Origin of the sequence: Oerskovia turbata (genome assembly GCF_000718325.1) — a bacterium.
Taxonomy (GTDB): Bacteria; Actinomycetota; Actinomycetes; order Actinomycetales; family Cellulomonadaceae; genus Oerskovia; species Oerskovia turbata.
In genome coordinates, this window is record NZ_JOFV01000020.1 from 1 (window position 1) to 21,234 (window position 21,234).

The 21,234-nt window shown below is 72.3% G+C and carries 25 protein-coding genes; 10 read left to right on the forward strand and 15 right to left on the reverse strand.

Going from position 1 to position 21,234, the window contains the following annotated elements; all coding sequences use genetic code 11:
• A partial coding sequence (locus IE95_RS0116905) for a superoxide dismutase (RefSeq protein WP_030153029.1) occupies positions 1–253 on the forward strand: 253 nt, incomplete at its 5' end.
• Positions 254–607: 354 nt separating this feature from the next.
• On the opposite strand, the gene IE95_RS0116910 is transcribed toward IE95_RS0116905, so the two are convergent.
• The 3 genes from IE95_RS0116910 to ctaC are packed head-to-tail and all read right to left on the reverse strand — an operon-like array spanning position 608 to position 3,731.
• Positions 608–1,006, reverse strand: a complete 399-nt coding sequence (locus IE95_RS0116910; RefSeq protein WP_030153031.1) for a cytochrome c oxidase subunit 4 — start codon at positions 1,004–1,006, stop codon at positions 608–610.
• The gene (gene ctaD, locus IE95_RS0116915) at positions 1,003–2,820 is read right to left on the reverse strand and encodes an aa3-type cytochrome oxidase subunit I (protein WP_030153034.1); all 1,818 of its coding nucleotides are present in this window, start codon (positions 2,818–2,820) and stop codon (positions 1,003–1,005) included. Before ctaD ends, IE95_RS0116910 begins: the two co-directional genes overlap by 4 nt.
• Positions 2,820–3,731, reverse strand: a complete 912-nt coding sequence (ctaC, locus tag IE95_RS0116920) for an aa3-type cytochrome oxidase subunit II (protein ID WP_030153036.1) — start codon at positions 3,729–3,731, stop codon at positions 2,820–2,822. The genes ctaD and ctaC overlap by 1 nt, the downstream gene beginning before the upstream one ends.
• Positions 3,732–4,072: 341 nt before the next feature.
• Here ctaC and IE95_RS0116925 point away from each other — a divergent pair, with 341 nt between their 5' ends.
• Together IE95_RS0116925 and IE95_RS21325 are read left to right on the forward strand one after the other, a co-directional pair.
• Positions 4,073–5,239, forward strand: a complete 1,167-nt coding sequence (locus IE95_RS0116925) for a cysteine desulfurase family protein (protein ID WP_030153039.1) — start codon at positions 4,073–4,075, stop codon at positions 5,237–5,239.
• Entirely contained in the window at positions 5,236–5,586 is a 351-nt protein-coding gene (locus IE95_RS21325; RefSeq protein WP_084690382.1) for a sulfurtransferase TusA family protein, read from the forward strand. The genes IE95_RS0116925 and IE95_RS21325 overlap by 4 nt, the downstream gene beginning before the upstream one ends.
• Positions 5,587–5,683: 97 nt before the next feature.
• Here the strand turns inward: IE95_RS21325 and IE95_RS0116935 are convergent, their stop codons facing one another.
• Both IE95_RS0116935 and IE95_RS19220 read right to left on the reverse strand, forming a co-directional pair.
• On the reverse strand, positions 5,684–6,034 hold the full coding sequence (locus tag IE95_RS0116935; protein WP_030153043.1) for a HesB/IscA family protein: 351 nt from the start codon (positions 6,032–6,034) through the stop codon (positions 5,684–5,686).
• 156 nt (positions 6,035–6,190) lie between these two features.
• Positions 6,191–7,429 (reverse strand): glycerate kinase, encoded by a 1,239-nt coding sequence (locus tag IE95_RS19220; RefSeq protein WP_051703246.1) that lies wholly within the window; start codon positions 7,427–7,429, stop codon positions 6,191–6,193.
• 72 nt (positions 7,430–7,501) lie between these two features.
• On the opposite strand from IE95_RS19220, the gene nadA reads away from it, so the two are divergent.
• A complete protein-coding gene (gene nadA / locus IE95_RS0116945; RefSeq protein WP_030153048.1) occupies positions 7,502–8,707 on the forward strand; it encodes a quinolinate synthase NadA in 1,206 nt (401 codons plus the stop codon).
• A gap of 77 nt (positions 8,708–8,784) precedes the next feature.
• Positions 8,785–9,372, forward strand: a complete 588-nt coding sequence (locus IE95_RS0116950) for a DJ-1/PfpI family protein (protein WP_030153050.1) — start codon at positions 8,785–8,787, stop codon at positions 9,370–9,372.
• Positions 9,373–9,400: 28 nt separating this feature from the next.
• On the opposite strand, the gene IE95_RS0116955 is transcribed toward IE95_RS0116950, so the two are convergent.
• Positions 9,401–9,814, reverse strand: coding sequence for a DUF3817 domain-containing protein (locus IE95_RS0116955; RefSeq protein ID WP_240666414.1), 414 nt, complete (start codon positions 9,812–9,814; stop codon positions 9,401–9,403).
• Positions 9,815–9,971: 157 nt separating this feature from the next.
• Between IE95_RS0116955 and IE95_RS0116960 the strand changes: the two genes are divergently transcribed.
• Together IE95_RS0116960 and IE95_RS0116965 are read left to right on the forward strand one after the other, a co-directional pair.
• Positions 9,972–10,496 carry an acyl-CoA thioesterase gene (locus IE95_RS0116960; protein ID WP_030153055.1) on the forward strand — a complete coding sequence of 175 codons (525 nt, stop codon included), beginning with the start codon at positions 9,972–9,974 and terminating at the stop codon, positions 10,494–10,496.
• A 25-nt stretch (positions 10,497–10,521) separates the two neighbouring features.
• Positions 10,522–10,848, forward strand: a complete 327-nt coding sequence (locus IE95_RS0116965; RefSeq protein ID WP_030153057.1) for an antibiotic biosynthesis monooxygenase family protein — start codon at positions 10,522–10,524, stop codon at positions 10,846–10,848.
• Here IE95_RS0116965 and IE95_RS0116970 read toward each other — a convergent pair.
• The 4 genes from IE95_RS0116970 to IE95_RS0116985 all read right to left on the reverse strand — a co-directional run bounded on the left by IE95_RS0116970 (position 10,820) and on the right by IE95_RS0116985 (position 14,208).
• A complete protein-coding gene (locus IE95_RS0116970; protein ID WP_030153059.1) occupies positions 10,820–11,656 on the reverse strand; it encodes a VOC family protein in 837 nt (278 codons plus the stop codon). The genes IE95_RS0116965 and IE95_RS0116970 overlap by 29 nt on opposite strands.
• Positions 11,657–11,768: 112 nt before the next feature.
• Complete coding sequence (locus IE95_RS0116975) at positions 11,769–12,173, reverse strand: VOC family protein (protein ID WP_030153061.1); 405 nt, start codon at positions 12,171–12,173, stop codon at positions 11,769–11,771.
• Positions 12,174–12,257: 84 nt separating this feature from the next.
• On the reverse strand, positions 12,258–12,686 hold the full coding sequence (locus tag IE95_RS0116980; protein WP_030153064.1) for a helix-turn-helix transcriptional regulator: 429 nt from the start codon (positions 12,684–12,686) through the stop codon (positions 12,258–12,260).
• Between the two features lie 121 nt (positions 12,687–12,807).
• Entirely contained in the window at positions 12,808–14,208 is a 1,401-nt protein-coding gene (locus IE95_RS0116985; protein ID WP_030153066.1) for a dipeptidase, read from the reverse strand.
• 83 nt (positions 14,209–14,291) lie between these two features.
• Here IE95_RS0116985 and IE95_RS0116990 point away from each other — a divergent pair, with 83 nt between their 5' ends.
• Positions 14,292–14,897, forward strand: a complete 606-nt coding sequence (locus tag IE95_RS0116990; RefSeq protein ID WP_030153069.1) for a DUF3043 domain-containing protein — start codon at positions 14,292–14,294, stop codon at positions 14,895–14,897.
• Between the two features lie 67 nt (positions 14,898–14,964).
• Positions 14,965–15,969: an aldo/keto reductase family protein gene (locus IE95_RS0116995; RefSeq protein WP_030153071.1), complete on the forward strand. Its 1,005-nt coding sequence runs from the start codon at positions 14,965–14,967 to the stop codon at positions 15,967–15,969.
• Between the two features lie 126 nt (positions 15,970–16,095).
• On the opposite strand, the gene yczE is transcribed toward IE95_RS0116995, so the two are convergent.
• On the reverse strand, positions 16,096–16,806 hold the full coding sequence (gene yczE, locus IE95_RS0117000) for a membrane protein YczE (RefSeq protein WP_420819394.1): 711 nt from the start codon (positions 16,804–16,806) through the stop codon (positions 16,096–16,098).
• Between the two features lie 61 nt (positions 16,807–16,867).
• Between yczE and yczR the strand changes: the two genes are divergently transcribed.
• Positions 16,868–18,364: a MocR-like transcription factor YczR gene (yczR, locus tag IE95_RS0117005; protein WP_084690384.1), complete on the forward strand. Its 1,497-nt coding sequence runs from the start codon at positions 16,868–16,870 to the stop codon at positions 18,362–18,364.
• 150 nt (positions 18,365–18,514) lie between these two features.
• Here yczR and IE95_RS0117010 read toward each other — a convergent pair whose 3' ends face one another.
• From IE95_RS0117010 to IE95_RS0117025, 4 genes are all read right to left on the reverse strand, one after another.
• Entirely contained in the window at positions 18,515–19,327 is an 813-nt protein-coding gene (locus IE95_RS0117010) for a 2-phosphosulfolactate phosphatase (RefSeq protein ID WP_084690385.1), read from the reverse strand.
• Between the two features lie 87 nt (positions 19,328–19,414).
• Complete coding sequence (locus tag IE95_RS0117015; RefSeq protein ID WP_030153080.1) at positions 19,415–19,624, reverse strand: hypothetical protein; 210 nt, start codon at positions 19,622–19,624, stop codon at positions 19,415–19,417.
• Complete coding sequence (locus IE95_RS0117020) at positions 19,621–20,706, reverse strand: quinone-dependent dihydroorotate dehydrogenase (RefSeq protein WP_030153083.1); 1,086 nt, start codon at positions 20,704–20,706, stop codon at positions 19,621–19,623. The genes IE95_RS0117015 and IE95_RS0117020 overlap by 4 nt, the downstream gene beginning before the upstream one ends.
• Positions 20,703–21,227, reverse strand: a complete 525-nt coding sequence (locus IE95_RS0117025; RefSeq protein ID WP_036572486.1) for a hypothetical protein — start codon at positions 21,225–21,227, stop codon at positions 20,703–20,705. Before IE95_RS0117025 ends, IE95_RS0117020 begins: the two co-directional genes overlap by 4 nt.
• Positions 21,228–21,234 lie beyond the last annotated feature (7 nt).

Consider the following 21,234-nt stretch of genomic DNA (forward strand, 5'->3'; position numbering starts at 1 on the left):
GGCCATCCTCGCCTGGGACACCCTCGGCAAGAAGCTCATCATCGTCCAGCTCTACGACCAGCAGGGCAACATCGCCCTGGGCCTGGTCCCGATCGTCCTGCTCGACGTCTGGGAGCACGCCTACTACCTGGACTACCAGAACGTGCGCGCCGACTACGTCACCGCCTGGTGGAACCTCGTCAACTGGGCCGACGCCGACGCACGCCTCACCCGCGCCCGCACCCAGGGCGAAGGCCTCATCATCCCCGCCTGACCCTCTGCGTCGCTCCACGGGCCGCACAGACCCCTTCCCGGGGTCTGTGCGGCCCGCTCGTGCTGGGCGTGAAGCCCTGGGCCCGCCGGACGGCGCCACGGCGCCGTCGTGGACGTTGGTCGGGGTCTGGGGACCGGAGACGAGATCCGGGTCACCCACGTGACCGTTCTCGTCCAGGAGGGGTCCTCGGCTGCGCGCCGGGCGTCGGTCCGTAGGCGTTCGCACTGCTGCTTCCGCCGGTCGCAGCCGCGGACAACGCACTCCCGCAGCCTGACACCTCGCACGCACCCGGAGAACGCGAACGGGGTCCCGCCTCCCAGTGGGAGACGGGACCCCGTCGTGTCGTGCGGTCGATCAGTGCGCGTGCTGTCCGCGAGAGAACTCGAAGACCCAACCCACGAGGGCGACGGCGCCGAGGACGACGCCGATCCCGAGGATCCACCAGCCGAGCGCGAGACCGAGGAAGCAGATCGCGGCCGATCCGGCGATGGCCAGCGGCCACCAGCTCCAGGGCGCGTAGACGCCCTGGTCGCCTGCGCCCTGCTCGATGAGACCGTCCGGGTCGTCCTCTGGGCGTGAGTCGATGCGCTTGGCCGTGAGGGCCAGGTAGCCACCGATCATGGCAGCGAGCCCGAACGTCAGGAACAGCGCTGCCGAGCCGACCGGCTCCCAGTGGCTCCAGAACCCGTAGACGAGCGCCATCAGGAGGAAGAACGGTGCGAGGAAGAGGTGCAGCCTCGATTCGACCTTCACTTGCCGTCCTCCTTCTCGCCGTCGCGCGGCTCGTCGATGATCATCGTCGAGGTCGAGGAGCTCGAACGCTCCGTGCCCTCGACGCGTTCCGCGGCTACCTGCTGCTCGCCACGTCGGTCAGCGTCGCCGTAGATCTGCTGCAGGACGTTCGGGTTGGGCTCCGCGTGATCCATGGCAGCGACCTCGGGGTGGTGCAGGTCGAACGCGGGACGCTCCGACCGGATCCGGGGCAGCGACGTGAAGTTGTGCCGCGGCGGCGGGCAGGAGGTCGCCCACTCGAGCGAGGCGCCGTACCCCCAGGGGTCGTCCACGGTGACCTTGGGGGCGTTGCGCCAGGTCGTGTAGACGTTCCAGAGGAAGGGCAGGGTCGAGGCCGCGAGGATGAACGCGCCGACAGTCGAGACCTGGTTCATCCACGTGAACCCCTCCTCCGGCATGTAGTCCGCGTAGCGACGCGGCATGCCGGCGACACCCAGCCAGTGCTGGACGAGGAACGTGGCGTGGAAGCCGATGAAGAGCAGCCAGAAGTGGATCTTGCCGAGCTTCTCGTTGAGCATGCGCCCGGTGAACTTGGGCCACCAGAAGTAGAACCCGGCGAACATCGCGAACACGACGGTGCCGAAGACCACGTAGTGGAAGTGCGCCACGACGAAGTACGAGTCGGAGAGGCTGAAGTCCAGCGCCGGGCTCGAGAGGATGACGCCCGTGAGCCCGCCGAAGAGGAAGGTCACGAGGAAGCCGATCGACCAGAGCATGGGCGTCTCGAACGTGAGCTTGCCGCGCCACATCGTGCCGATCCAGTTGAAGAACTTCACACCGGTCGGGACCGCGATGAGCATCGTCATGAACGCGAAGAACGGCAGCAGGACCGCGCCGGTCACGTACATGTGGTGGGCCCAGACGGTCACGGACAGCGCCGCGATCGCGATCGTCGCGTAGACCAGCCCCTTGTAGCCGAAGATCGGCTTGCGGCTGAAGACCGGCAGGATCTCCGAGACGATGCCGAAGAACGGCAGCGCGATGATGTAGACCTCGGGGTGACCGAAGAACCAGAAGAGGTGCTGCCAGAGGATGGCTCCACCGTTCTCCGGGTTGAAGATCTGGGCACCGAGGCGGCGGTCCGCTCCGAGGGCGAACAGCGCGGCGGCCAGCGGGGGGAACGCCATCAGGACCAGGAGGCTCGTGACGAGCGTGTTCCAGGTGAAGATCGGCATGCGGAACATCGTCATGCCCGGGGCGCGCATCGTGATGATCGTCGTGATGAAGTTGACGGCGCCGAGGATGGTGCCGAACCCACCGAGCGCGAGCCCGAACACCCAGAGATCTCCACCAGCCCCTGGACTGAACGTGGTGTTCGACAGCGGTGCGTACGCGAACCACCCGAACGACGCGGCACCCTGCGGCGTGAAGAACCCGGCCGAGGCGATGAGCCCACCGAAGAGGTAGAGCCAGAACGCGAACATGTTCAGTCGCGGGAAGGCGACGTCGGGGGCACCGATCTGCAGGGGCATGATGACGTTCGCGAAGCCCGCGAAGAGCGGGGTGGCGAACAGCAGCAGCATGATCGTGCCGTGCATCGTGAAGAGCTGGTTGTACTGCTCCTTGCTCTGCACGATCTGGATGCCGGGCTCGAAGAGCTCGGCACGGATCACGAGGGCCATGAGGCCACCGATGCAGAAGAAGATGAACGACGCGATCAGGTACATGTACCCGATGGTCTTGTGGTCGGTCGAGGTGACCCACTTGATGACGGTTCGTCCGAGCGTCTGGCGCTTCGGGGCGAGACCGGGAATGACTTCGGCCTGCGCGACCATCAGTTCTCACCTTCCGTGACGACGGGGGGGTTCGGGTCCTGGAGACGGTTCAGGTCCAGCCCGAGCTCGCCGGTCTGCCCCTTGTCCTCGAGCTCCTGCATCTGCGCGTCGTACTCCGCACGGGAGACCACGGCGACGTTGAAGAGCATGCCCGAGTGGTGCTCACCGCAGAGCTCGGCGCACTTGCCGGCGTAGACACCCTCACGCGTGGGGGTGAACTGCCACTCGTTGGTCCGCTCCGGGATCATGTCCATCTTGAACAGGAACGCGGGGACCCAGAAGGAGTGGATGACGTCGCGGGAGTCCAGCGTGAACCTGACGACCTCGTTGACCGGCAGGTACAGCGTCGGCAGCGAGGTCGCGGTACCGGGAGCACCCTCGATCTCGTCCTCCGAGCGGAGGTCGCCGACGTTGGCCTCGTGCTGGCCGGTATCGTAGACGTCGTCCGTGAGGTAGTTGAAGTCCCAGCTCCACTGCTTGCCGATGACCTGGATCTCGACGTCGGGCTCTCCGGAGAGGTCCTTGATCGCCGTCATGTCACGGTCGGTGTAGTAGAAGAGCACGAGCACCATGACGATCGGCACTGCCGTGTACATGATCTCGAGGGGCAGGTGGTAACGCGTCTGCACGGGCAGGACGTGGTCGTCCTTGCGCTTGCGGTAGGCGGCCACGCACCACAGGATCAGTCCCCACGTGATGATGCCGACGATGAGTGCCGCGATCCAGGACCCGTTCCACAGCGACGTGATGCGGGCGGTCTGGTCGGTCACCTCACCGTCGGAGTATCCGGGGAGAAATCCGCGCTGAACGGTCTCACTGGCACAACCGGACGCCAAGGCTGCGACCGCGACGGCGGAAGCCGTCGCTCGCAGGATGGTTCGCCGTGTGCGGCTAGGGGATTGCGAGTGCAAGGGGGGCCTTTCACTTCAACGTTCGACAGGGGGGCTCGATCTTCTCCACGAGTTCCCCGCAGAACCTTCGTCCTCGACCCACAGAGCCTAGCGCGCAAATGCCCTCTCTCGCGCCGTCAACCCGGCTTCCGAGCGTGACGAATCCGCCAACTTCCCGCAAGATCCCGGGGTTGCGCACACCCTCGGCGCATCTGTCAGATCGTCGTCTCCCGCGCGGCCCGCGCTACGGTGCACGGTGTACCTCGCGCCCGTGGCACATTCGGCGCGTCTGCAATGAAAGTTCGCCGATCGGCGGTTCGGGAGCCCTCCCCCGTCCGCCTCGCACGCCCTCTGGAGCTCATGTGACCGACACCACGACGTCACCGCGTCGGGTCTACCTCGACAACGGTGGCCGGGCGGCCCTGCACCCCCTCGCGCGCACCGCCCTCGCCCAGGCGATCGACGACGGGTGGGCCGACCCCCGGCGCCTGTACGCCGAGGCGCGCCGCGCCGCGGTGCTCCTCGACGGCGCCCGCGAGGCGATCGCGGCCGCCCTCGGCGCCAGGACCGAGGAGGTGCACCTCGCGCCCTCGCACGTGGCGGCCCTGCACGCCGCGGTGGGTGCGGTCGCGCTGGGACGTCGTCGCACGGGACCGGGGATCGTCGTCTCGGCGGTCGAGCGTGCGGCCGTCCTGCACGCCGCCGAGCTCGCGGTCACGGACGCGGGCAGCCCTGACGCCCTCGTGAGGGTTCCGGTCGACGAGGTGGGCCGCGTCGACGAGGCCGCGATGACCGAGGCGGTCGCGAGCCCTCGCACGGCGCTCGCCGCGCTCCAGGTCGCGAACGGCGAGGTCGGCACGATCCAGCCCGTCGCCGCGGTCCACGCGGCCGCGCGCCGCGCGGGGGTGCCGCTCCTCGTGGACGCGGGGGCCGCCGTCGGGCACGCGGAGGTTCCCGACGCGTGGGACCTCCTCGCCGCCGATCCCGCCGACTGGGGCGGCCCCGCGGGCGTGGGGGTGCTCGCGGTACGCAACCGGGTCCGCTGGCGGCGCACCTGGCCCGAGGACGCCGAGCCGTGGTTCCCGGGCGGGGTCAGCGTGCCCGCCGCGTTCGCAGCCGCCGTCGCGCTCCAGTCGGTCCTGGCCGACCGTGCGGCGCAGGACGCGCGGCGCCGGGCGATCGTCGACAAGGTGCGCGCCGTCGTCGGGCAGATCCCCGACGTCGAGGTCGTGGGCGACCCCGACGACCGGCTCCCCCACGTCGTGACGTTCTCGTTCCTGTTCGTCGACGGCGAGGCCCTGGTGACCGAGCTCGACCGGGCGGGGTTCGCGGTCGGGTCGGGGTCGGCGTGCACGTCGAGCACGCTCGAGCCCAGCCACGTCCTGGCCGCCATGGGCGTCCTGACGCACGGCAACGTGCGCATCGCGCTCGACCGTGCCACCACGGAGGACGACGTCGACCGCTTCCTCGCGGTCCTGCCCGGGGCCGTCGCGCGGGTGCGTGCCTCGCTCGGGGTGAGCGGGCTGTGAGCGACGAGCCGGTCACGCTCGTGGACGCGCGCGGCCTGCGCTGCCCGCTGCCCGTCATCCGGCTCGCGGCCGCCGCGCGCGACCACGTGCCGGGCGACGTCCTGACCGTCTGGTCGACCGATCCCGCGGCCCGCCACGACGTCCCGGCCTGGGCCCGCATGCGGGGCCACGCGGTCGTGGAGAGCACCGTCGTGGAGAGCACCGTCGTGGAGAGCACGGTCGTGGAGAGCACGGTCGTGAAGGGTGCCGAGGCACAGGACGCGGACGCCGCGGACGCCACGGACCCCGGCGGGAGCACGCCCGACGGCGCCACGACCTGGGCGATCAGCGTCCGCCTGGGCGGGTGACCACCCAGGTGCCGCCGCGGACGCGAACGGCCCGGTCACCGTGAGGTGGCCGGGCCGTCGTGGCTCCTGGTCGGCAGCCGGGCCGCCGACGCTCGGATCAGCCGAACGAACCGCCGCACGCGCAGGCGCTGCCCGCGTTGGGGTTGTCGATCGTGAAGCCCTGCTTCTCGATCGTGTCGGCGAAGTCGATGGTCGCGCCGTCCAGGTAGGGGACGCTCATCTTGTCGACGACGACCTCGACGCCGTCGTAGTCCTTGAGCGCGTCCCCGTCCAGGACACGCTCGTCGAAGTAGAGCTGGTAGATCAGGCCCGAGCAGCCACCGGGCTGGACGGCGACGCGCAGACGCAGGTCGTCGCGGCCCTCCTGCTCGAGGAGGCTGCGGATCTTGCCGGCCGCGAAGTCCGTCAGCAGGACGCCGTGGGTGGCGGTCTCGGTGGTCTCGCTCATCGTGTTCTCCGCACAGTCTTCGGTGGGCTCTCGCCCCGTGGTGTGCCGTCGGTCTGCGGCTCCCGCTCCCGGGCAGGCCGATCGGTCCTCAGGCTTGTCGCATACCCGTCAACACGACGGGAGATGGTTCTGTTCCCGAGTGTACGACGCCCGCGCTCACCTCTCGCCGCCGGCCCAGGTACGGGCCACGCGCGCGACCCGAGCCCGCGCCGCGCCGCTGTCCGGCCCGAGCTCGTAGGCGCCGCTGATCCCCGCGGCCGCCTGCTCGCGTCGCCCGGCGAGGATCTCGCGCGCCAGGACGACGACCGGGACCCCGACCGCGCCGGCCCGGCGCGCGACCTCGGGCAGGGCGCCGTCGTGCGTCGTCGACGCGTCGAGACGGTCCACGACCACGATCGCGACGTCGGCGGCCCGGGTCCGCGGCCCCAGACCGACGACGTCCGCGACCAGCGACGTCCCCGGGAGCAGGCGGCCGCCGGCGGCGGCGATCCCGAAGCCCAAGCCTCCGCCCGCACCCGCGCCCGGCAGCCCGGTCAACGCCCGGTCGGCGGCCGCGCGCGACGCGACGCCGGCGGTACGGCCACCGCCCGGGGCGGGCGACGCCGTCGGGCCGGGGACGCCCGAGAGGCCAGGAGCACCTGCCAGGAGGTCGCGGCGTGCCGCGCCCTCCAGCGCGCGCGTGACCTCGTGCGCGTAGTGGCCGTGCGCCCGCTCGAGATCCTGGGCGAGCGCCGCGAGCGCGGGCCGCGCGACCGCGAGCGCACCGCTGGCCCCGTGCAGGCCCAGCAGCGGCAGGTCGGACTCGACCGCGCCGACGAGCTCGACGGACCGCAGCGCGTCCCGAGCACGCAGCGCGACAGCGGCATCCGCTGCGGTGATGGCGCCGAGCACCGACCCGCCGCAGGTCAGCGGCCCCGCGCCGGCGCCTGCGAGCGCCGCGAGCATCCCGGCACCGGCGTCGTGCGCACCGCTGTCCCCCGTCGCCACGACGACGCGCGTGGCCCGTCGGGCAGCGAGCGCGACCACCTGCCCGACGCCGTAGGTAGTCGCCGCGCCCGGCCCACCGCCGGAGGTGCTCCCGCCGATAGCCGCAGGTCCCAGGAGCGCGGCCTCGACGTAGGCCGTGCGCGCCCCGGTCGTCGAGGGGCGGCCGAGCCGGAACGTCACGGGCACGTCGTCACCGGCCGCACCGCGTGCGACGACCGCGACCTGCTCGGGCGCGTGGACCGCGAGCGCGCGCAGGAAACCGGCCGCTCCAGGGTTGAGGACGCACGCGTCCACGTCGCCGCGCACCGTGGCCGCCCAGGTCTCGGCGACCAGGGCGCACACGTCCTCGACGGGCAGGTTCCCGTCCGGCAGGGCGAGCGGTTCCGCGGCGACGAGGAGGAGGTGCATGCCGCGATTGTGCCAGGCCGTCAACCCCGGCAGGGCTGCTCGACCGACCGACCGTTGTGCGACGATGGTCCCGTGAGCACCCTGTTGGACAGCGCCTTCGCGGAACCTGCCCCCTCCCCCCTCCTGCTCCTCGGACAGGGCCGGGACCTGGCCTCCGAGCGAGGAGTCGAGTGCACCGGCGAGCTGCCGGCCGCCAGCGACCCCGACCTCGTCGAACGTGCCCGCGCGGCCCGTGCCGCGCTCGGCTCGCGAGCCTTCGTCCTGGGCCACCACTACCAGCGCGACGAGGTCATCGACTTCGCGGACGTCACGGGCGACTCGTTCAAGCTCGCGCGCGAGGCCGCGGCCCGCCCCGAGGCAGAGTTCATCCTGTTCTGCGGCGTGCACTTCATGGCCGAGAGCGCGGACATCCTCACCTCGGACGCCCAGCAGGTCGTCCTGCCGGACCTCGCGGCAGGCTGCTCGATGGCCGACATGGCCGCGATCAACCAGGTCGAGGACGCGTGGGAGGTCCTCCAGGACGCCGGGATCGCCGACGTCACGCTCCCCGTCACGTACATGAACTCGACCGCCGCGATCAAGGCCTTCACGGGTCGGCACGGCGGGACCATCTGCACGTCCTCGAACGCGGAGGTCGCGCTGCGCTGGGCGTTCGACAAGCTGGACGCTGCGGGCGGCTCCCTCCCCAGCAAGGTGCTGTTCATGCCCGACCAGCACCTCGGACGCAACACCGCGCTCCTCAAGCTCGGCATGTCCCCCGCGGACTGCGTCGTGTTCGACCCGCGCAAGCCGAACGGCGGCCTGACCGACGCCGAACTGCGCGACGCCCGCATGATCCTGTGGCGCGGGCACTGCTCGGTGCACGGGCGCTTCTCCGAGCGCAACGTCACCGACATCCGTGCCGCGGTGCCGGGCGTCAACGTGCTCGTGCACCCCGAGTGCAAGAACGAGGTCGTGGAGGCCGCGGACTACGTCGGCTCGACCGAGTACATCATCAAGATGCTCGATGCCGCCGAGCCCGGCTCGTCCTGGGCGATCGGCACCGAGCTCAACCTGGTGCGCCGTGTCGCGCGCGCGCACCCGGACAAGCAGGTGCACTACCTCGACTCGACCGTCTGCTTCTGCTCGACGATGAACCGCATCGACCTGCCGCACCTCGTGTGGGCCATGGAGTCCCTCGTCGCGGGGCGCACGGTCAACCGCATCGTGGTCGACGCCGACGACGCCCACTGGGCACGCGTCGCGCTCGACCAGATGCTCGCCCTGCCGGGGCTGTAGAACCATCCGTCGGGCCCGTCGGCACCCGCCGGCGGACCCGACGGTCGCACCATCGCATCGACCCTCGGGGGTGACGGATGACGACCGGGAACGGTCTGAGCGTCGGGATCTTCGTGTTCGACGGCGCCGAGGAGCTCAACGTCGCGGGCCCCTACGAGGTGTTCACGACCTGGCGCGAGCGCTCGTCCCTCAAGCCGCGGGTCTCGACGTTCTCGTGGGACGGGCGCGGGGTGCGGCTCGCGCAGGGGCTGCACATGGTCCCCGACGGGTCCGCCGACGACGTCGACCCGGTCCAGGTGCTCGTGCACCCTGGAGGGCCCGGCGTCCGGCGGCTCGTCGGTGACCCGGCGCACCTCGCCTGGCTGCACGCGATGCGAGCCCGGACCCCGCTCCTGACAAGCGTGTGCACGGGTTCGCTCGCGTACGCGGCGGCCGGTCTGCTGGCGGGACGTCCGGCGACCACCCACTGGGACCACGTCGACGAGCTGGCACGCCTCGACCCCAGCATCCTCGTCGACACCGAGACCCGGTTCGTGGACGACGGTGACGTGGTCACCTCGGCCGGGGTGTCGGCCGGGATCGACATGGCGCTGCACCTCGTCGAGCGGCTCGAGAACGCCGAGGTGGCCGAGGAGGTCCGGCGCGCCCTGCAGTACGAGGGCTGAGGCCCTGCCGTGCTGCGACCGCCCGGGGTCAGGCGCCCGCGCGCTCCTCGTAGCGGCCCGAGCGGTGCGCCCACCGGTCGAAGAAGACCGTGAGGAACGGCGGCAGCGTCGCGGCGAGCGCGAAGAAGACCGTCAGGAGCGACCAGCGCTGACGGACGGCCACGACGAGCGCGAGCGCGACGTACGCGACGACCAGGCCGCCGTGGACGGGACCGAAGATCTTGACGCCGATCTCGGAGGCCTCGGCGATCCACTTGACGTACATCCCCACGAGCAGCCCGGCCCAGGAGAAGGCCTCGGCGATCGCGACGACGCGGAACGCGCGGACAGTCCAGTGGTGGGACGACGTGGGCACGATGGGCACGGTGGGCACGGACGTGGGGTCGACGGCTGCGGGCGTCGGTGCGGCGTCAGGAACAGGAGCGGCGGTTCGGGAAGTCACGGGCGTCATCCTCACACGGCTCCCTGGGCAGACCGAATCGCCGGCGGGGGCGCGGCCGGCGCGGCGCGGCAGTGCGGGCCCTGGCGGGCTCTGGCGGGCCCCGGCGGACCGACCCGCGATACCTGATACCGCCCGTGCTCGGTAGTAGCCTGCGACGGTGACCCGACAGATCCAGCTCACGATCGCCAGCACCCTGCCGCGCAAGGCCGTCCCCGACCGTGGGGTCCTCGACCCCTCCGTGACCCGCATGCGCGTGCGCCCCGGCGACCTCGACTTCTACCTGCACGTGAACAACGGCGTGTACCTGCAGATGATGGACGTGGCCCGCAGCAACTTCCTCGCCGACCTCGGCGCCTTCGGACTCCTCCGTGACAAGGGCTGGTACCCCGTCGTCGCGTCCTCGACCATGAAGTACCGCCGCTCGCTCCAGCTCTGGGACCGCTTCGAGATCACGACGCGCGTGCTCGGGTGGGACGAGCGCGTCGTCTACCTCGAGCAGGTCTTCACGCGCGGCGGCGACCTGTGCGCGCGCGGCCTGATCGCCGGCCGGTTCCTCTCGAGGACGGGCGAGCGCATCCCGGGACCCGACGTCGTCGCCCTCCTGGGCACCTCGACCGTGAGCCCCGACCTGCCGGCCGACGTGCGCGACTGGGCCCAGGCCGTGGACGTCGCCGCACGCTGAGCCCTCACCCCCTAGGCTGCGGGCCATGACGGACGAGGTGCTCGAGCACGCCCTGCTGCACGTGGTTCCCGGCCAGGAGGCCGCCTTCGAGGAGGCCTTCGAGCACGCGCGGACGATCATCTCCACGATGCCCGGCTTCGGTGGGCTCTCGGTGTCGCGGTGCGTCGAGCGTCCCTCGACGTACCTCCTGCTCGTGCGCTGGGACAGCCTCGAGGCGCACACCGAGGGCTTCCGCGGCGCGCCCGAGTACCTGCGGTGGAAGGCGCTGCTGCACCACTTCTACGACCCGTTCCCGGTCGTCGAGCACTACCGCGAGGTGTCCGTCATCCCTGGGCCGACAGCCACGCCCTGACGTCGTCGAGCTGGGCCAGGACGGTCGTCAGGTCCTGCGTGAGGTGCTGACCCCGGGCCGAGGCCACGCACCGGTCCACCTCGTCGACCATCCGCCGGGCGGTCGCGGCGTCGTCGAGCCGGACGGCCAGCTCAGCCCGGAAGGCCTGGGCCTCGACCCGGTCGCGCGCGGAGGCGCCCAGATCCCCGGCCTCGGCGTCGCGGCGCATTGCGCCGTCGAGGATCTTCACGGCCTGCCCGACGTCGCCGCGCGAGTCCGCCTGGACCACCGCGTTGGCCACGGCGAGCAGCAGGCACGACTCCCCCGGCCGGCCGGCCGGGTGGTCGGCGTCCTCGCCCGAGCCCGAGGGCGCCACGGGCGACCGGCCCGCCGAGGCGCCGGGGACCGCGAGATCCTCCGTCCCCGGGTCGGGGTCCTCGGGGCGCCGCACGACCCGCAACCAGTTCCCGGCGGGGTCCACGAGGCTGAACCCGCTGAGCCCGCCCGCGTTCGCCCGACGACGGGGCCTCGTGATGCGCGGGAACCCGCTCAGCGGCAGCTTCCCGTGGAGCGCGCGCAGCCCGGCAGCCCACGCCTCGTACAGGGGCTCGGTGTCGTCGACCACGACCAGGCACGAGCCGTACGAGTCCTCGGGACGGAAGCCGTCCATCGCGAAGTAGTGCAGGTCGATGCCGCCGCGGCGCAGCGCGAGGTACGGGTTGGGCCGGGTCTGCCGGTAGGTCACCTCGAACCCGAGGGCCACGGCGAAGTCGTGGATCTCGTCGATCGACGCGCACGGCAGCAGGGGGACCATCGTCTCGTTCGCCATGACCCCATCTCATCACCACAGCCGTGGCTGCGGGAGGGGCGAGCCGTCGACGGGAGCTCCATGGCCTCCCCCGCTGACGGCCCGAGACCGCGGCCCGGTCTCGCGAACGTCCTCAGACGGCCTGGGCGACCCGGACCATGTTGCCCGACGGGTCCCGGAAGGCGCAGTCGCGCGGACCCCAGTCCTGGTCCATGGGCTCCTGCAGGACCTCGGCGCCTGATGCCCGGACGGTCTCGAAGAGAGCGTCGACGTCGTCGGTCGCGAAGACGAGGATCGGCAGGACGCCCTTGATCATGAGCTCCTGGAGCGCGTCGCCGTCGGCCTGCGAGCGACCCGCGTGCGGCGCCGAGAGCACGATGCCCAGCCCGGGCTGGGCGTCCGACCCGAGCGTGACCCACCGGAACCCCTCGGAGCCCACGTCGTTGTGCACCTTGAGCCCGAGCGCGTCGCTGTAGAACGCGATCGACGCGTCGATGTCGTGGACGGTGATGTTGCAGAACTTCAGCGAGATGGTCATGACAGCGACCCTAGGACGCGGCTCGCGCGCCCGCTTCTCCGATCCTGCTCGATGCGGGCGGCCCTCCGCGGGCCCGCGCCGTGCTCAGCGCGCGGTGGCCCCGGCGGTCGCCGCAGCGCTGCGCGCCGGACGCGTCAGGACCTGGGCCACGCACGGCGGCATGGCCTTGACCGCGGCGTGCTCCCTGCTCCGGTACGCCGAGGGCGTCTCGCCCACGACCTCGGTGAACTTCGAGCTGAACGAGCCGAGCGACGTGCACCCGACCGCCATGCATGCGTCCGTGACGCTCGCGCCACCCCGCAGCAGGGCCATCGCCCGCTCGATCCGTCGCGTCATGAGGTAGCAGTAGGGCGTCTCGCCGTACGTCGCCCGGAACCGGCGCGAGAAGTGCGCGGGAGACATGAGGGCCTTGCGCGCCATGGTCGGGACGTCGAGCGGCGCGGCGTACTCCCGGTCCATGAGGTCCCGGGCACGGCGCAGCAGCACGAGCTCCTCGATCTCCTGCGGGGTCATCCTGCGAACGTAGCACCGGGGGCGCCCGGGGTCCCGTCGGGCGACCGGGGTCGCCCGACGAGAACGGGTCTGCGGTCGTCATGGAGCCGATGGCGACCGCAAGCCCGTCCTCGGTGACCGATCAGCCCTGCGCGAGACGCGTCAGCAGGAGCGCCTCGGCCAGCACGACCTTCTCGAGCTCGCCGAGGTGCACCGACTCGTTCGCGCCGTGCGCGCGCGAGTCGGGGTCCTCGACACCCGTCACGAGGATGGCCGCGTCGGGGAAAACGTCGAGCAGGTCCGCGATGAACGGGATCGACCCGCCGATGCCGATGTCGACGGGCGCCGTGCCCCACGACGTCTCGAACGCCCAGCGCGCGGCCTGCATCGCGGACGAGTCCGCCGGCGCCAGGAACGGCTTGCCCGTCTCGCCGTCGCGCACCGTGACCTGCGCGCCGAAGGGCGCGTTCGACTCGAGGTGCGAGCGCAGCGCCGCGAGCGCGGCCGCCGGGTCCTGGCCGGGTGCGATGCGCAACGAGATCTTTGCCGTCGCGCGCGGGGTCAGCGTGTTGGACGCGTGCGCGACGCTCGGCGCGTCGATCCCGATGACCGACAGGGCCGGCTTGGTCCACAGGCGACCCGTCAGCGTCCCCTCGCCCGCGAGCCGGACGCCGTCGAGCACCGAGGAGTCCGCCCGGAAGTCCGCCTCCTCGTAGTCGACGGTCGGGTCCGGCGCGCAGACCAGTCCCTCGACCGCGACGTTGCCCTGCTCGTCGTGGAGCGTGGCGATCAGGCGAGAGAGCAGCGTGAGCGCGTCGAGCACCGGGCCGCCGAACATGCCCGAGTGCACCGCGTGGCCCAGCACCGCGACCTCGACGTCGCAGTCGACCAGGCCGCGCAGGCTCGTGGTGAGACCCGGGACACCGACCTTCCAGTTCGCGGAGTCCGCGACGACGATCACGTCGGCCGCGAGCAGGTCCTTGTGCTGGTTCAGGAACGGCAGGAAGCTCGGCGACCCGACCTCCTCCTCCCCCTCGACGAAGACAGTCACGCCGATCGGCAGGTCGTCCAGCGCGGACAGCGCACGCAGCGCACCCACGTGAGCCACGATCCCGGCCTTGTCGTCCGCTGCGCCGCGGCCGAACAACCGGCCGTCGACCTCGGTCGGGACGAACGGGTCGGTGTCCCACGCGGCCGCGTCACCCGGGGGCTGCACGTCGTGGTGCGCGTAGAGCAGGACCGTCGGGGCACCCTCCGGGGCGGGGCGGCGAGCGACGACCGCGGGCGCACCGAGCGGGCCCGCGACGCCCGTCGCGTGCAGGATCTGCACCTCGGGCAGACCGGCCCCGCGCAGGAGCTCGGCCACGGCCTCGGCGCTCGCCGCGACGTGCGCCTGGTCGAACGCGGAGTTGGACACGGACGGGATGCGCACGAGCGCCTCGAGGTCCCCGCGCAGGGCGGGGAAGAGCGCGGCGACCCGGGCACGCAGGTGAGCGACGTCGTCGGGCTCGGGAAGGGGGCTGGTTCCAGGTGTGCTGTTCACCCGGGCAACGCTACCCGCCGGTACGCGTCCGTTCCTGCCCGGACCGTGACGAGGCAGCCCCTGTCCTCGACTACGCTGGACCTGTGTTCTCACGCAACAAGTCCTCCGTGCCCTCGTCGAACGACGCCCCCGATCCCGTTGCCGCCGCAGCCGAGATCGAGAAGGCCGGCGGCAAGGGCAGGCCGACGCCCAAGCGCAAGGTCGCCGAGGCCGCCAACAAGCGCCCCCTGGTGCCCTCGGACCGCAAGTCCGCGGCCAAGACGGCGCGCCAGCAGCAGCGTGACGCACGCGACCGCCAGTTCCAGGCCATGCAGACGGGCGACGAGCGCTACATGCCAGCCCGCGACAAGGGTCCGGTCAAGCGCTATGTGCGTGACTACGTGGACGCCCGCTGGAACCTGGGTGAGTTCTTCCTGCCCGTCGCCCTGGTGTTCATCGTCCTGACGTTCGTGTTCTCCCAGAACCTGAACATGGCGACGATCATCATCTTCGTGCTCTACGGGATCGTGCTCATCACGATCATCGACGCGTTCATCATGTGGCGCTCGCTCAAGAAGCGCCTGGTCGCGAAGTTCGGCCCGGACTCCCCCAAGGGCAACGCGATGTACGCCGTGATGCGCGCCTTCCAGCTGCGCCGCGCACGCCTGCCCAAGCCCATGCACAAGAAGCACGGCAGCTTCCCCGAGTAGTCACACGCCGGTCCGCCCGACGGACTGCGGTTCCCCGAGGTGCCCCGGGCAACTTAGTGTTGTCCCCATGCCCAACTACCGCTTCCTCGGCAACTCCGGCCTCAAGATCTCCGAGATCACCTACGGCAACTGGCTCACCCACGGCTCGCAGGTCGAGAACGACGTCGCCACCCAGTGCGTCCACGCCGCGCTCGACGCCGGCATCACCACGTTCGACACCGCCGACGTCTACGCCAACACCAAGGCCGAGCAGGTCCTCGGTGACGCCCTCAAGGGACAGCGCCGCGAGTCCCTCGAGATCTTCACCAAGGTCTACTGGCCCACCGGCCCCGGCGGGGCCAACGACTCGGGCCTGTCCCGCAAGCACGTCATGGAGTCGATCAACGGCTCGCTGAAGCGCCTCGGCACCGACTACGTCGACCTCTACCAGGCGCACCGCTTCGACCGGTCGACGCCGCTCGAGGAGACGATGCAGGCGTTCGCCGACATCGTCCGCCAGGGCAAGGCCCTCTACATCGGCGTGAGCGAGTGGACCGCGGACCAGATCCGCGCGGGCCACGCCCTCTCCAAGGAGCTCGGCTTCCAGCTCATCTCGTCCCAGCCCCAGTACTCGATGCTGTGGCGCGTCATCGAGGACGAGGTCGTCCCGACCTCGCGCGAGCTGGGCGTCTCCCAGATCGTGTGGTCCCCCGTCGCGCAGGGCGTCCTGTCAGGCAAGTACCTGCCCGGCCAGCCCGCCCCCGCCGGGTCGCGCGCCACGGACGCCAACGGCTCGCGCTTCATCCAGCAGTTCATGACCGACGACGTGCTCACCCGGGTGCAGCAGCTCAAGTCGGTCGCGGACGAGCTGGGCCTGACGCAGGCGCAGCTCGCGGTCGCCTGGGTCCTGCAGAACGACAACGTCGCGGCCGCCCTCATCGGTGCCTCGCGCCCCGAGCAGGTCGCGGAGAACGTCAAGGCGTCCGGCGTCGTCATCCCCGCTGAGCTCATGGCGAAGATCGACGACATCCTCGGCGACGTCGTCGAGCGCGACGCGGGCAAGACCGCTGCGGGAGCACCCGGGCCCCGCTGATCTCGGAGCACCGGGGCTTCGAGCCCCGGTGCTCCCCGGCTGCCGGGTGCCCGACGGCGGAGCTCACCCGTGCAGTCGGGTGCGCTCCGCCGTCGGGCGTCCTGCCGAACCGGCCGACTGCCGGCCCTACGCGGCGTCTGGCTCGGTCTCCTCCGGACGGTCTCCCCGGGCGACGATGCCCGGGAGGTGCGCGGCGCCGTCGGGCAGGGGCGTGGGCACCGGGACGACCGACGGGCGCAGGTGCGGCGCGAGCCACCTCGCCGCGACCTGGACCACGGGCCCGACGCCCAGCGCGTACAGGACCGTGGCCCAGCCGAGGGTCCCGCCGAGCGCGAACCCGATCGCGACCACGAGGACCTCGATCGCGGTCTTGACGCGTCGCACGGGCCAGCCCGTGCGCGCCACGAGGCCGGTCATGAGGCCGTCGCGCGGGCCTGGCCCCAGGCGGGCGCCGAGGTACGCGGCGGTCGCGACGCCGTTGAGAAGAACGCCCGCGACCGCGAGCGCCACGCGGGCACCGGTCGAGGGGTCGGGGTCGATGCGCTGAAGCAGGAGGAGGAACGGGTCGAGGGTCGCGCCGATCACGGCGATGTTGGCGATCGTGCCGATGCCGGGGCGTTGGCGCAGCGGGATCCAGAGCAGCATGACGACGACGCTCGACGCGACGACCACGACGCCGAGCGGCAGGCCCGAGCGCAGGGCCACGCCCTGGTGGAAGACGTCCCACGGCATGGCGCCCAGGCCCGAGTGGATGAGCATGGCCATGGTCAGGGAGAAGCCGAAGAGCCCGAGCGTGAGCTGGACGGTCCGGCGCAGGGGGCTGAAGGTCGTGGGCACTCCCCTACTGTGCGATGTCGATGGACTGGTTATCCATAGCCAATCGCGCAAGAGTGGCCTCATGGCCTCTGTCACGTCCGCACGCACACCGAGCACGCCGGTAGCGCCGCTCCCGCCCGTCCACCGCCGCCTGAGCGCGACGGCTCTCGCCGCGCTCGTCGCCGGGTGGCAGACCGCTGGCCCTGCGTACGCCGCGCTCGCCGACGCCGTCCGCGGCGCGGTCCTGTCGGGCACGGTCGCCCCGCACACCCGGCTGCCGAGCGAGCGCGACCTCGCCGCAGCGCTCGGCGTCTCCCGGACCACCACGGCCGCGGCGTACGCGGCCCTGCGCGAGCGGGGGTTCGTCACGAGCCGCACGGGCGTCGGGACCGTCGCGGTCCTGCCCAGGCCCACCCGCCGCGCCCAGCCGCGGTGGGGCGGCGGCGACGCGCCCGTGCCGGTGGGTACCGAGCCGCCCGAGGATCTCGTCGACCTGGGGCAGGCGGCCCCCGCCGCTCCGCCACAGCTCCACACGGCCTACGGTCGCGCCCTCGAGGTCCTGCCCGGCTACCTGTCGGGGCGCGGGTACGAGCCGCTCGGCCTCGAACCCCTGCGCGAGGCCGTCGCGCAGCGGCTCACCGAGCGCGGCACGCCCACGACCCCGGACCAGGTCCTCGTCACGACGGGCGCGCAGCACGCGATCTCGACGGTCGCCCAGTCGCTCCTGGGGCCGCGCGACCGCGTCGTGGTCCAGTCCCCCACGTACGCGCACGGCATCGAGGCGATGGTCGCGCGCGGGGCGCGCGTCGTCGGGTCTCCCGTGGGCGCGGGCCTGCCGGGCGACGGTCCGGGGTTCGACGTCGCACTGTTCGAGTCGACGATCCGCGCGGCGACACCCCGCCTCGCGTACCTCGTGCCCGACTTCCACAACCCGACGGGCTACAGCCTCACGCCCGACGAGCGTGCCGAGGTCCGGCGGATCGCTCTGCGGCACCGGGTCACGGTGATCGGTGACGAGACCCTCACCGACATCGCGCTCGACGGCCCCGCGCCCGAGCCGCTCGCGGGCGACGGGTCCGCGACGAGCCACCTGCTCACCGTGGGGTCGGCCTCCAAGACGTTCTGGGGCGGGCTGCGTGTCGGCTGGGTTCGCGCGCACCCCGACGTCGTCGCGCACCTCGCGCGCGTGCGCGGCGCGGCCGACATCGCGACGTCGGTCCTCGAACAGCTCGCGGTCGTCGAGCTGCTCGCCCGACGCGACGAGGTCCTCGCCCAACGCCTGCCCCTGCTGCGCTCGCAGCGCGACCTCCTGCGCTCGGCCGTCACAGCCGCGATCCCCTCGTGGCACGTGACCGCGCCCGCGGGCGGGCTCTCGCTGTGGGTCGACCTGGGGCGCCCGCTCGCGCACGCCCTGGCGGCGGCCGCGGCGGTACGGGGCCTCGTCATCAACCCGGGCCCGTCCCTCACGCCCGACGGCGCAGCGACCTCCCGCGTCCGGCTCACCTTCGCGCCCGACGCCGAGGCGATCCGCCGGGCCGTTCCCCGGCTGGTGGCGGCCTGGGAGCACGTGGCGGGCTAGCGTCCCTCGGTCGCTCCTGGGTATCCCTGGGTGCCCCTGGGTGCCCCTGGGTGCCGAGCATGCGGTTGACGTCGCGATTCGGCGAGTTCTCGACGCCCACCGCATGCTCGACCGACGACAACCGCATGCTCGGCGACAGAGCCCCGCGGGTCAGTGCGACTCGCCTGCCCTGCGCCCCACGAACCGACCGTCCACGAGCACCGGCACCACGCCCGAGGCGTCGAGCTCCGCCGCGATCTCGACGTCCGCCCCGAACCCCTGGCTCACGAGCTCGCGCCCGCTCACGCAGCGTCGGAGCCGGTCCTGCAGGGCAGCGGGCGCGTCACGGCCGTCGGGGCCGTCGCACGCCGACCGGAACGCCGCCGCCGCGACCTCCGCCTCGGGTGACAGGTCGTGCTCATGGCCCTCGACAGCGGCGACGACCGCGCCGCCTCCCCAGAGGTCCTCGACCGCCGGGCGCAGGGATCCGTCCGGCCACCGTTCACCGCCGGCCACCACCGCGACGACGTGCCCCGGATCCTCGTCGAGGAAGCGCGCGACGTACGCGCCGACGGCAGCCGCGTTGCGCAGGCACGCCGCGACCACGGCCACGCCGTCCTCGGCGAGCGAGAGCGAAATCGTCGACCCGTTGGGCGAGGGCAGGACGACCCGAGCGAGCCCGGGGGCGTGGCGCAGCGAGGCCGGGGAAAGGCTCACGTCGCGCTCGGACCGGGCGCGCGCGAGCGTCGCCCCGTGCCTGGCTGCATGGTGGGCGGCACGCTCGTCACGCCACGGGAAGGAGAAGACCTCGACGCCTCGGTCGACGGCGACGCTGACCGAGGTCGTGAACGACAGCACGTCGACCACGACGGCCAGGAACCCTGCATCCCCAGGCGGGGCAGCCCCGCGCAGGGCGCGCGCCCCGCTGAGCCCCCAGTCGAACCGGATGCGCGCGCTCCCCTGACCGAACACCGTGTCGTCCACGGTCCGCGAGTCTAGGGTGCCGCGGTCCGCGCCGGTCGGCCACCGCCGGTCGGCCGCGACCAGCGCCGCCGGAGCCCGGAGCCCGGACTACGCCGTGCGCAGCTCCACGGTCGCCGTGACCTGTGCGCCGTCGTTGAGCAGCCGCGCGGCGACCGCTCCCTGCGCGGCGAGCTCGCGCCACGTCTCGCCGAGCCACTGCTCTGCGTCGAACTGGTTGGTGAACGCCGGGCTCACGGGTGTCGTGAGCGGGCGTCCGTCCGCGTCGTCGAGCTCCCAGACCCACTGGGGTCGGATCATCGTGCGCCTCCACCTCGGGGCTCCCGGGCCGTGCCGCGCACCAGGGACCGGTTGATGCTGGCGGCCCAGAACGGACCGTTGTAGATCATGCCGGTGTAACCCTGCACGAGGTCGGCTCCGGCCGCCAGGTAGGCGCGCGCGTCGTCGGCGGTCGAGATGCCGCCCACACCGATGATCGTGACGTCGGGGCCGAGGCGGCCGCGGAGGCGGGCGACGACGTCGAGCCCCCGGGTGAGCAGCGGCGGACCCGAGAGCCCGCCGGGGCCCAGGTCGTGCCCGATCGTCGTGTTGACCGCGATGACGCCGTCGAGGCCGAGCTCGAGCGCGAGGTCGGCGACGGCGTCGACGTCCTCGTCCGCGAGGTCCGGCGCGATCTTGACGAGCAGCGGGATGCGCCGGACGTCGGCCGCGCGCGTGGCGTCGTCGGCCGCCTCGCGGACCGCCTGGAGGATGGGGCGCAGGGCCTCGGTCGACTGCAGGTCGCGCAGGCCCGGGGTGTTGGGCGAGGACACGTTGACGACGAGGTAGTCGGCGTGGGGCGCGAGGAGCGCGGCGCTCGTTGCGTAGTCGCCCGGGGCGTCCTCCGCCGGGGTGACCTTGGTCTTGCCGATGTTCGCGCCGATCATGATCGCGCGACCTGACGCCGACCGGCGCAGGGACTCGAGGCGTTGCGCCGCGGCGGCCGCCCCCTCGTTGTTGAAGCCCATGCGGTTGCGGATGCCGCGCAGCGACAGCTCGCGCCACATGCGCGGCTTCTCGTTGCCGGGCTGCGCGTGCGCGGTCACGGTGCCGATCTCGATGAACGCGAAGCCCAGCATCGTGAGCCCGCGGATCGCCTTGGCGTTCTTGTCGAACCCGCCCGCGAGCCCGAACGGCGCGGGGAACGAGCGGCCGAGCGCCTGGACGCTGCCGGGGCCGTTCGCGCCGCGGCCCAGGTACGGGGCCGCGGCCCCCTGGATCACGTCGCCCACGACGGGTGTGCGACCGGCGAGGGAGATGAGCGGGAACACCACCTCGTGCGCCTTCTCGGGGTCCATGTGCTTGAAGACGCCGTTGAAGAGGAGGGAGTAGAGCCGGCTCATGCGCGATCCTTCGGTTCGGTGGTGGAGGTCTGGGGCGGGCGCGTGCGCCACAGCCAGGTGAGGCCCACGACCGGCAGGACCAGCGGCACGAACCCGTAGCCGATCCCGAAGTCGGACCACACCGTGGGCTTCGGGAACGCCGCCGGGTCCAGCAGCGACCAGGCGCCCACGGCGAGCACTCCCACGAGCTCGACCGTCACGGCGGTCCAGGCGACGGTCCGCGAGGTGCGTGACCCGCGCGCGAGCGCGACGGTCGCGACGATGTAGACCACGGCCGCGAGCGCCGACAGCCCGTACGCGACGGGGGCCTCGTGCCAGTCGCGCAGGAGCTGGATCGAGGCGCGCGCGGTCGCGGAGATCGCGAAGATCCCGTAGACGAGGACCAGGACGCGGCCGAAGCCGCTGCCCGTCCTGCGGGGTGCGTCGGGGACGCCCTGGGTGTCGGGGACGTCGGGGGCGCCCGACGGCGGCGCGTGCGTCGCCGGGTCGGGTGCGGCCTCGGGGGTCTCGGGGTGCGTCACGCCATCT

Coding starts and splice junctions, on each gene's coding strand:
- ctaD (WP_030153034.1), bottom strand. CDS start 2,820: ATGGTCGCGCAGGCCGAAGTCATTCCCGGTCTCGCCCCGAAGCGCCAG.
- IE95_RS0116935 (WP_030153043.1), bottom strand. CDS start 6,034: ATGAGCGAGACCACCGAGACCGCCACCCACGGCGTCCTGCTGACGGAC.
- IE95_RS19220 (WP_051703246.1), bottom strand. CDS start 7,429: ATGCACCTCCTCCTCGTCGCCGCGGAACCGCTCGCCCTGCCGGACGGG.
- IE95_RS0116950 (WP_030153050.1), top strand. CDS start 8,785: ATGACGACCGGGAACGGTCTGAGCGTCGGGATCTTCGTGTTCGACGGC.
- IE95_RS0116965 (WP_030153057.1), top strand. CDS start 10,522: ATGACGGACGAGGTGCTCGAGCACGCCCTGCTGCACGTGGTTCCCGGC.
- IE95_RS0116970 (WP_030153059.1), bottom strand. CDS start 11,656: ATGGCGAACGAGACGATGGTCCCCCTGCTGCCGTGCGCGTCGATCGAC.
- IE95_RS0116975 (WP_030153061.1), bottom strand. CDS start 12,173: ATGACCATCTCGCTGAAGTTCTGCAACATCACCGTCCACGACATCGAC.
- IE95_RS0116980 (WP_030153064.1), bottom strand. CDS start 12,686: ATGACCCCGCAGGAGATCGAGGAGCTCGTGCTGCTGCGCCGTGCCCGG.
- IE95_RS0116995 (WP_030153071.1), top strand. CDS start 14,965: ATGCCCAACTACCGCTTCCTCGGCAACTCCGGCCTCAAGATCTCCGAG.
- yczR (WP_084690384.1), top strand. CDS start 16,868: ATGGCCTCTGTCACGTCCGCACGCACACCGAGCACGCCGGTAGCGCCG.
- IE95_RS0117015 (WP_030153080.1), bottom strand. CDS start 19,624: ATGATCCGACCCCAGTGGGTCTGGGAGCTCGACGACGCGGACGGACGC.
- IE95_RS0117020 (WP_030153083.1), bottom strand. CDS start 20,706: ATGAGCCGGCTCTACTCCCTCCTCTTCAACGGCGTCTTCAAGCACATG.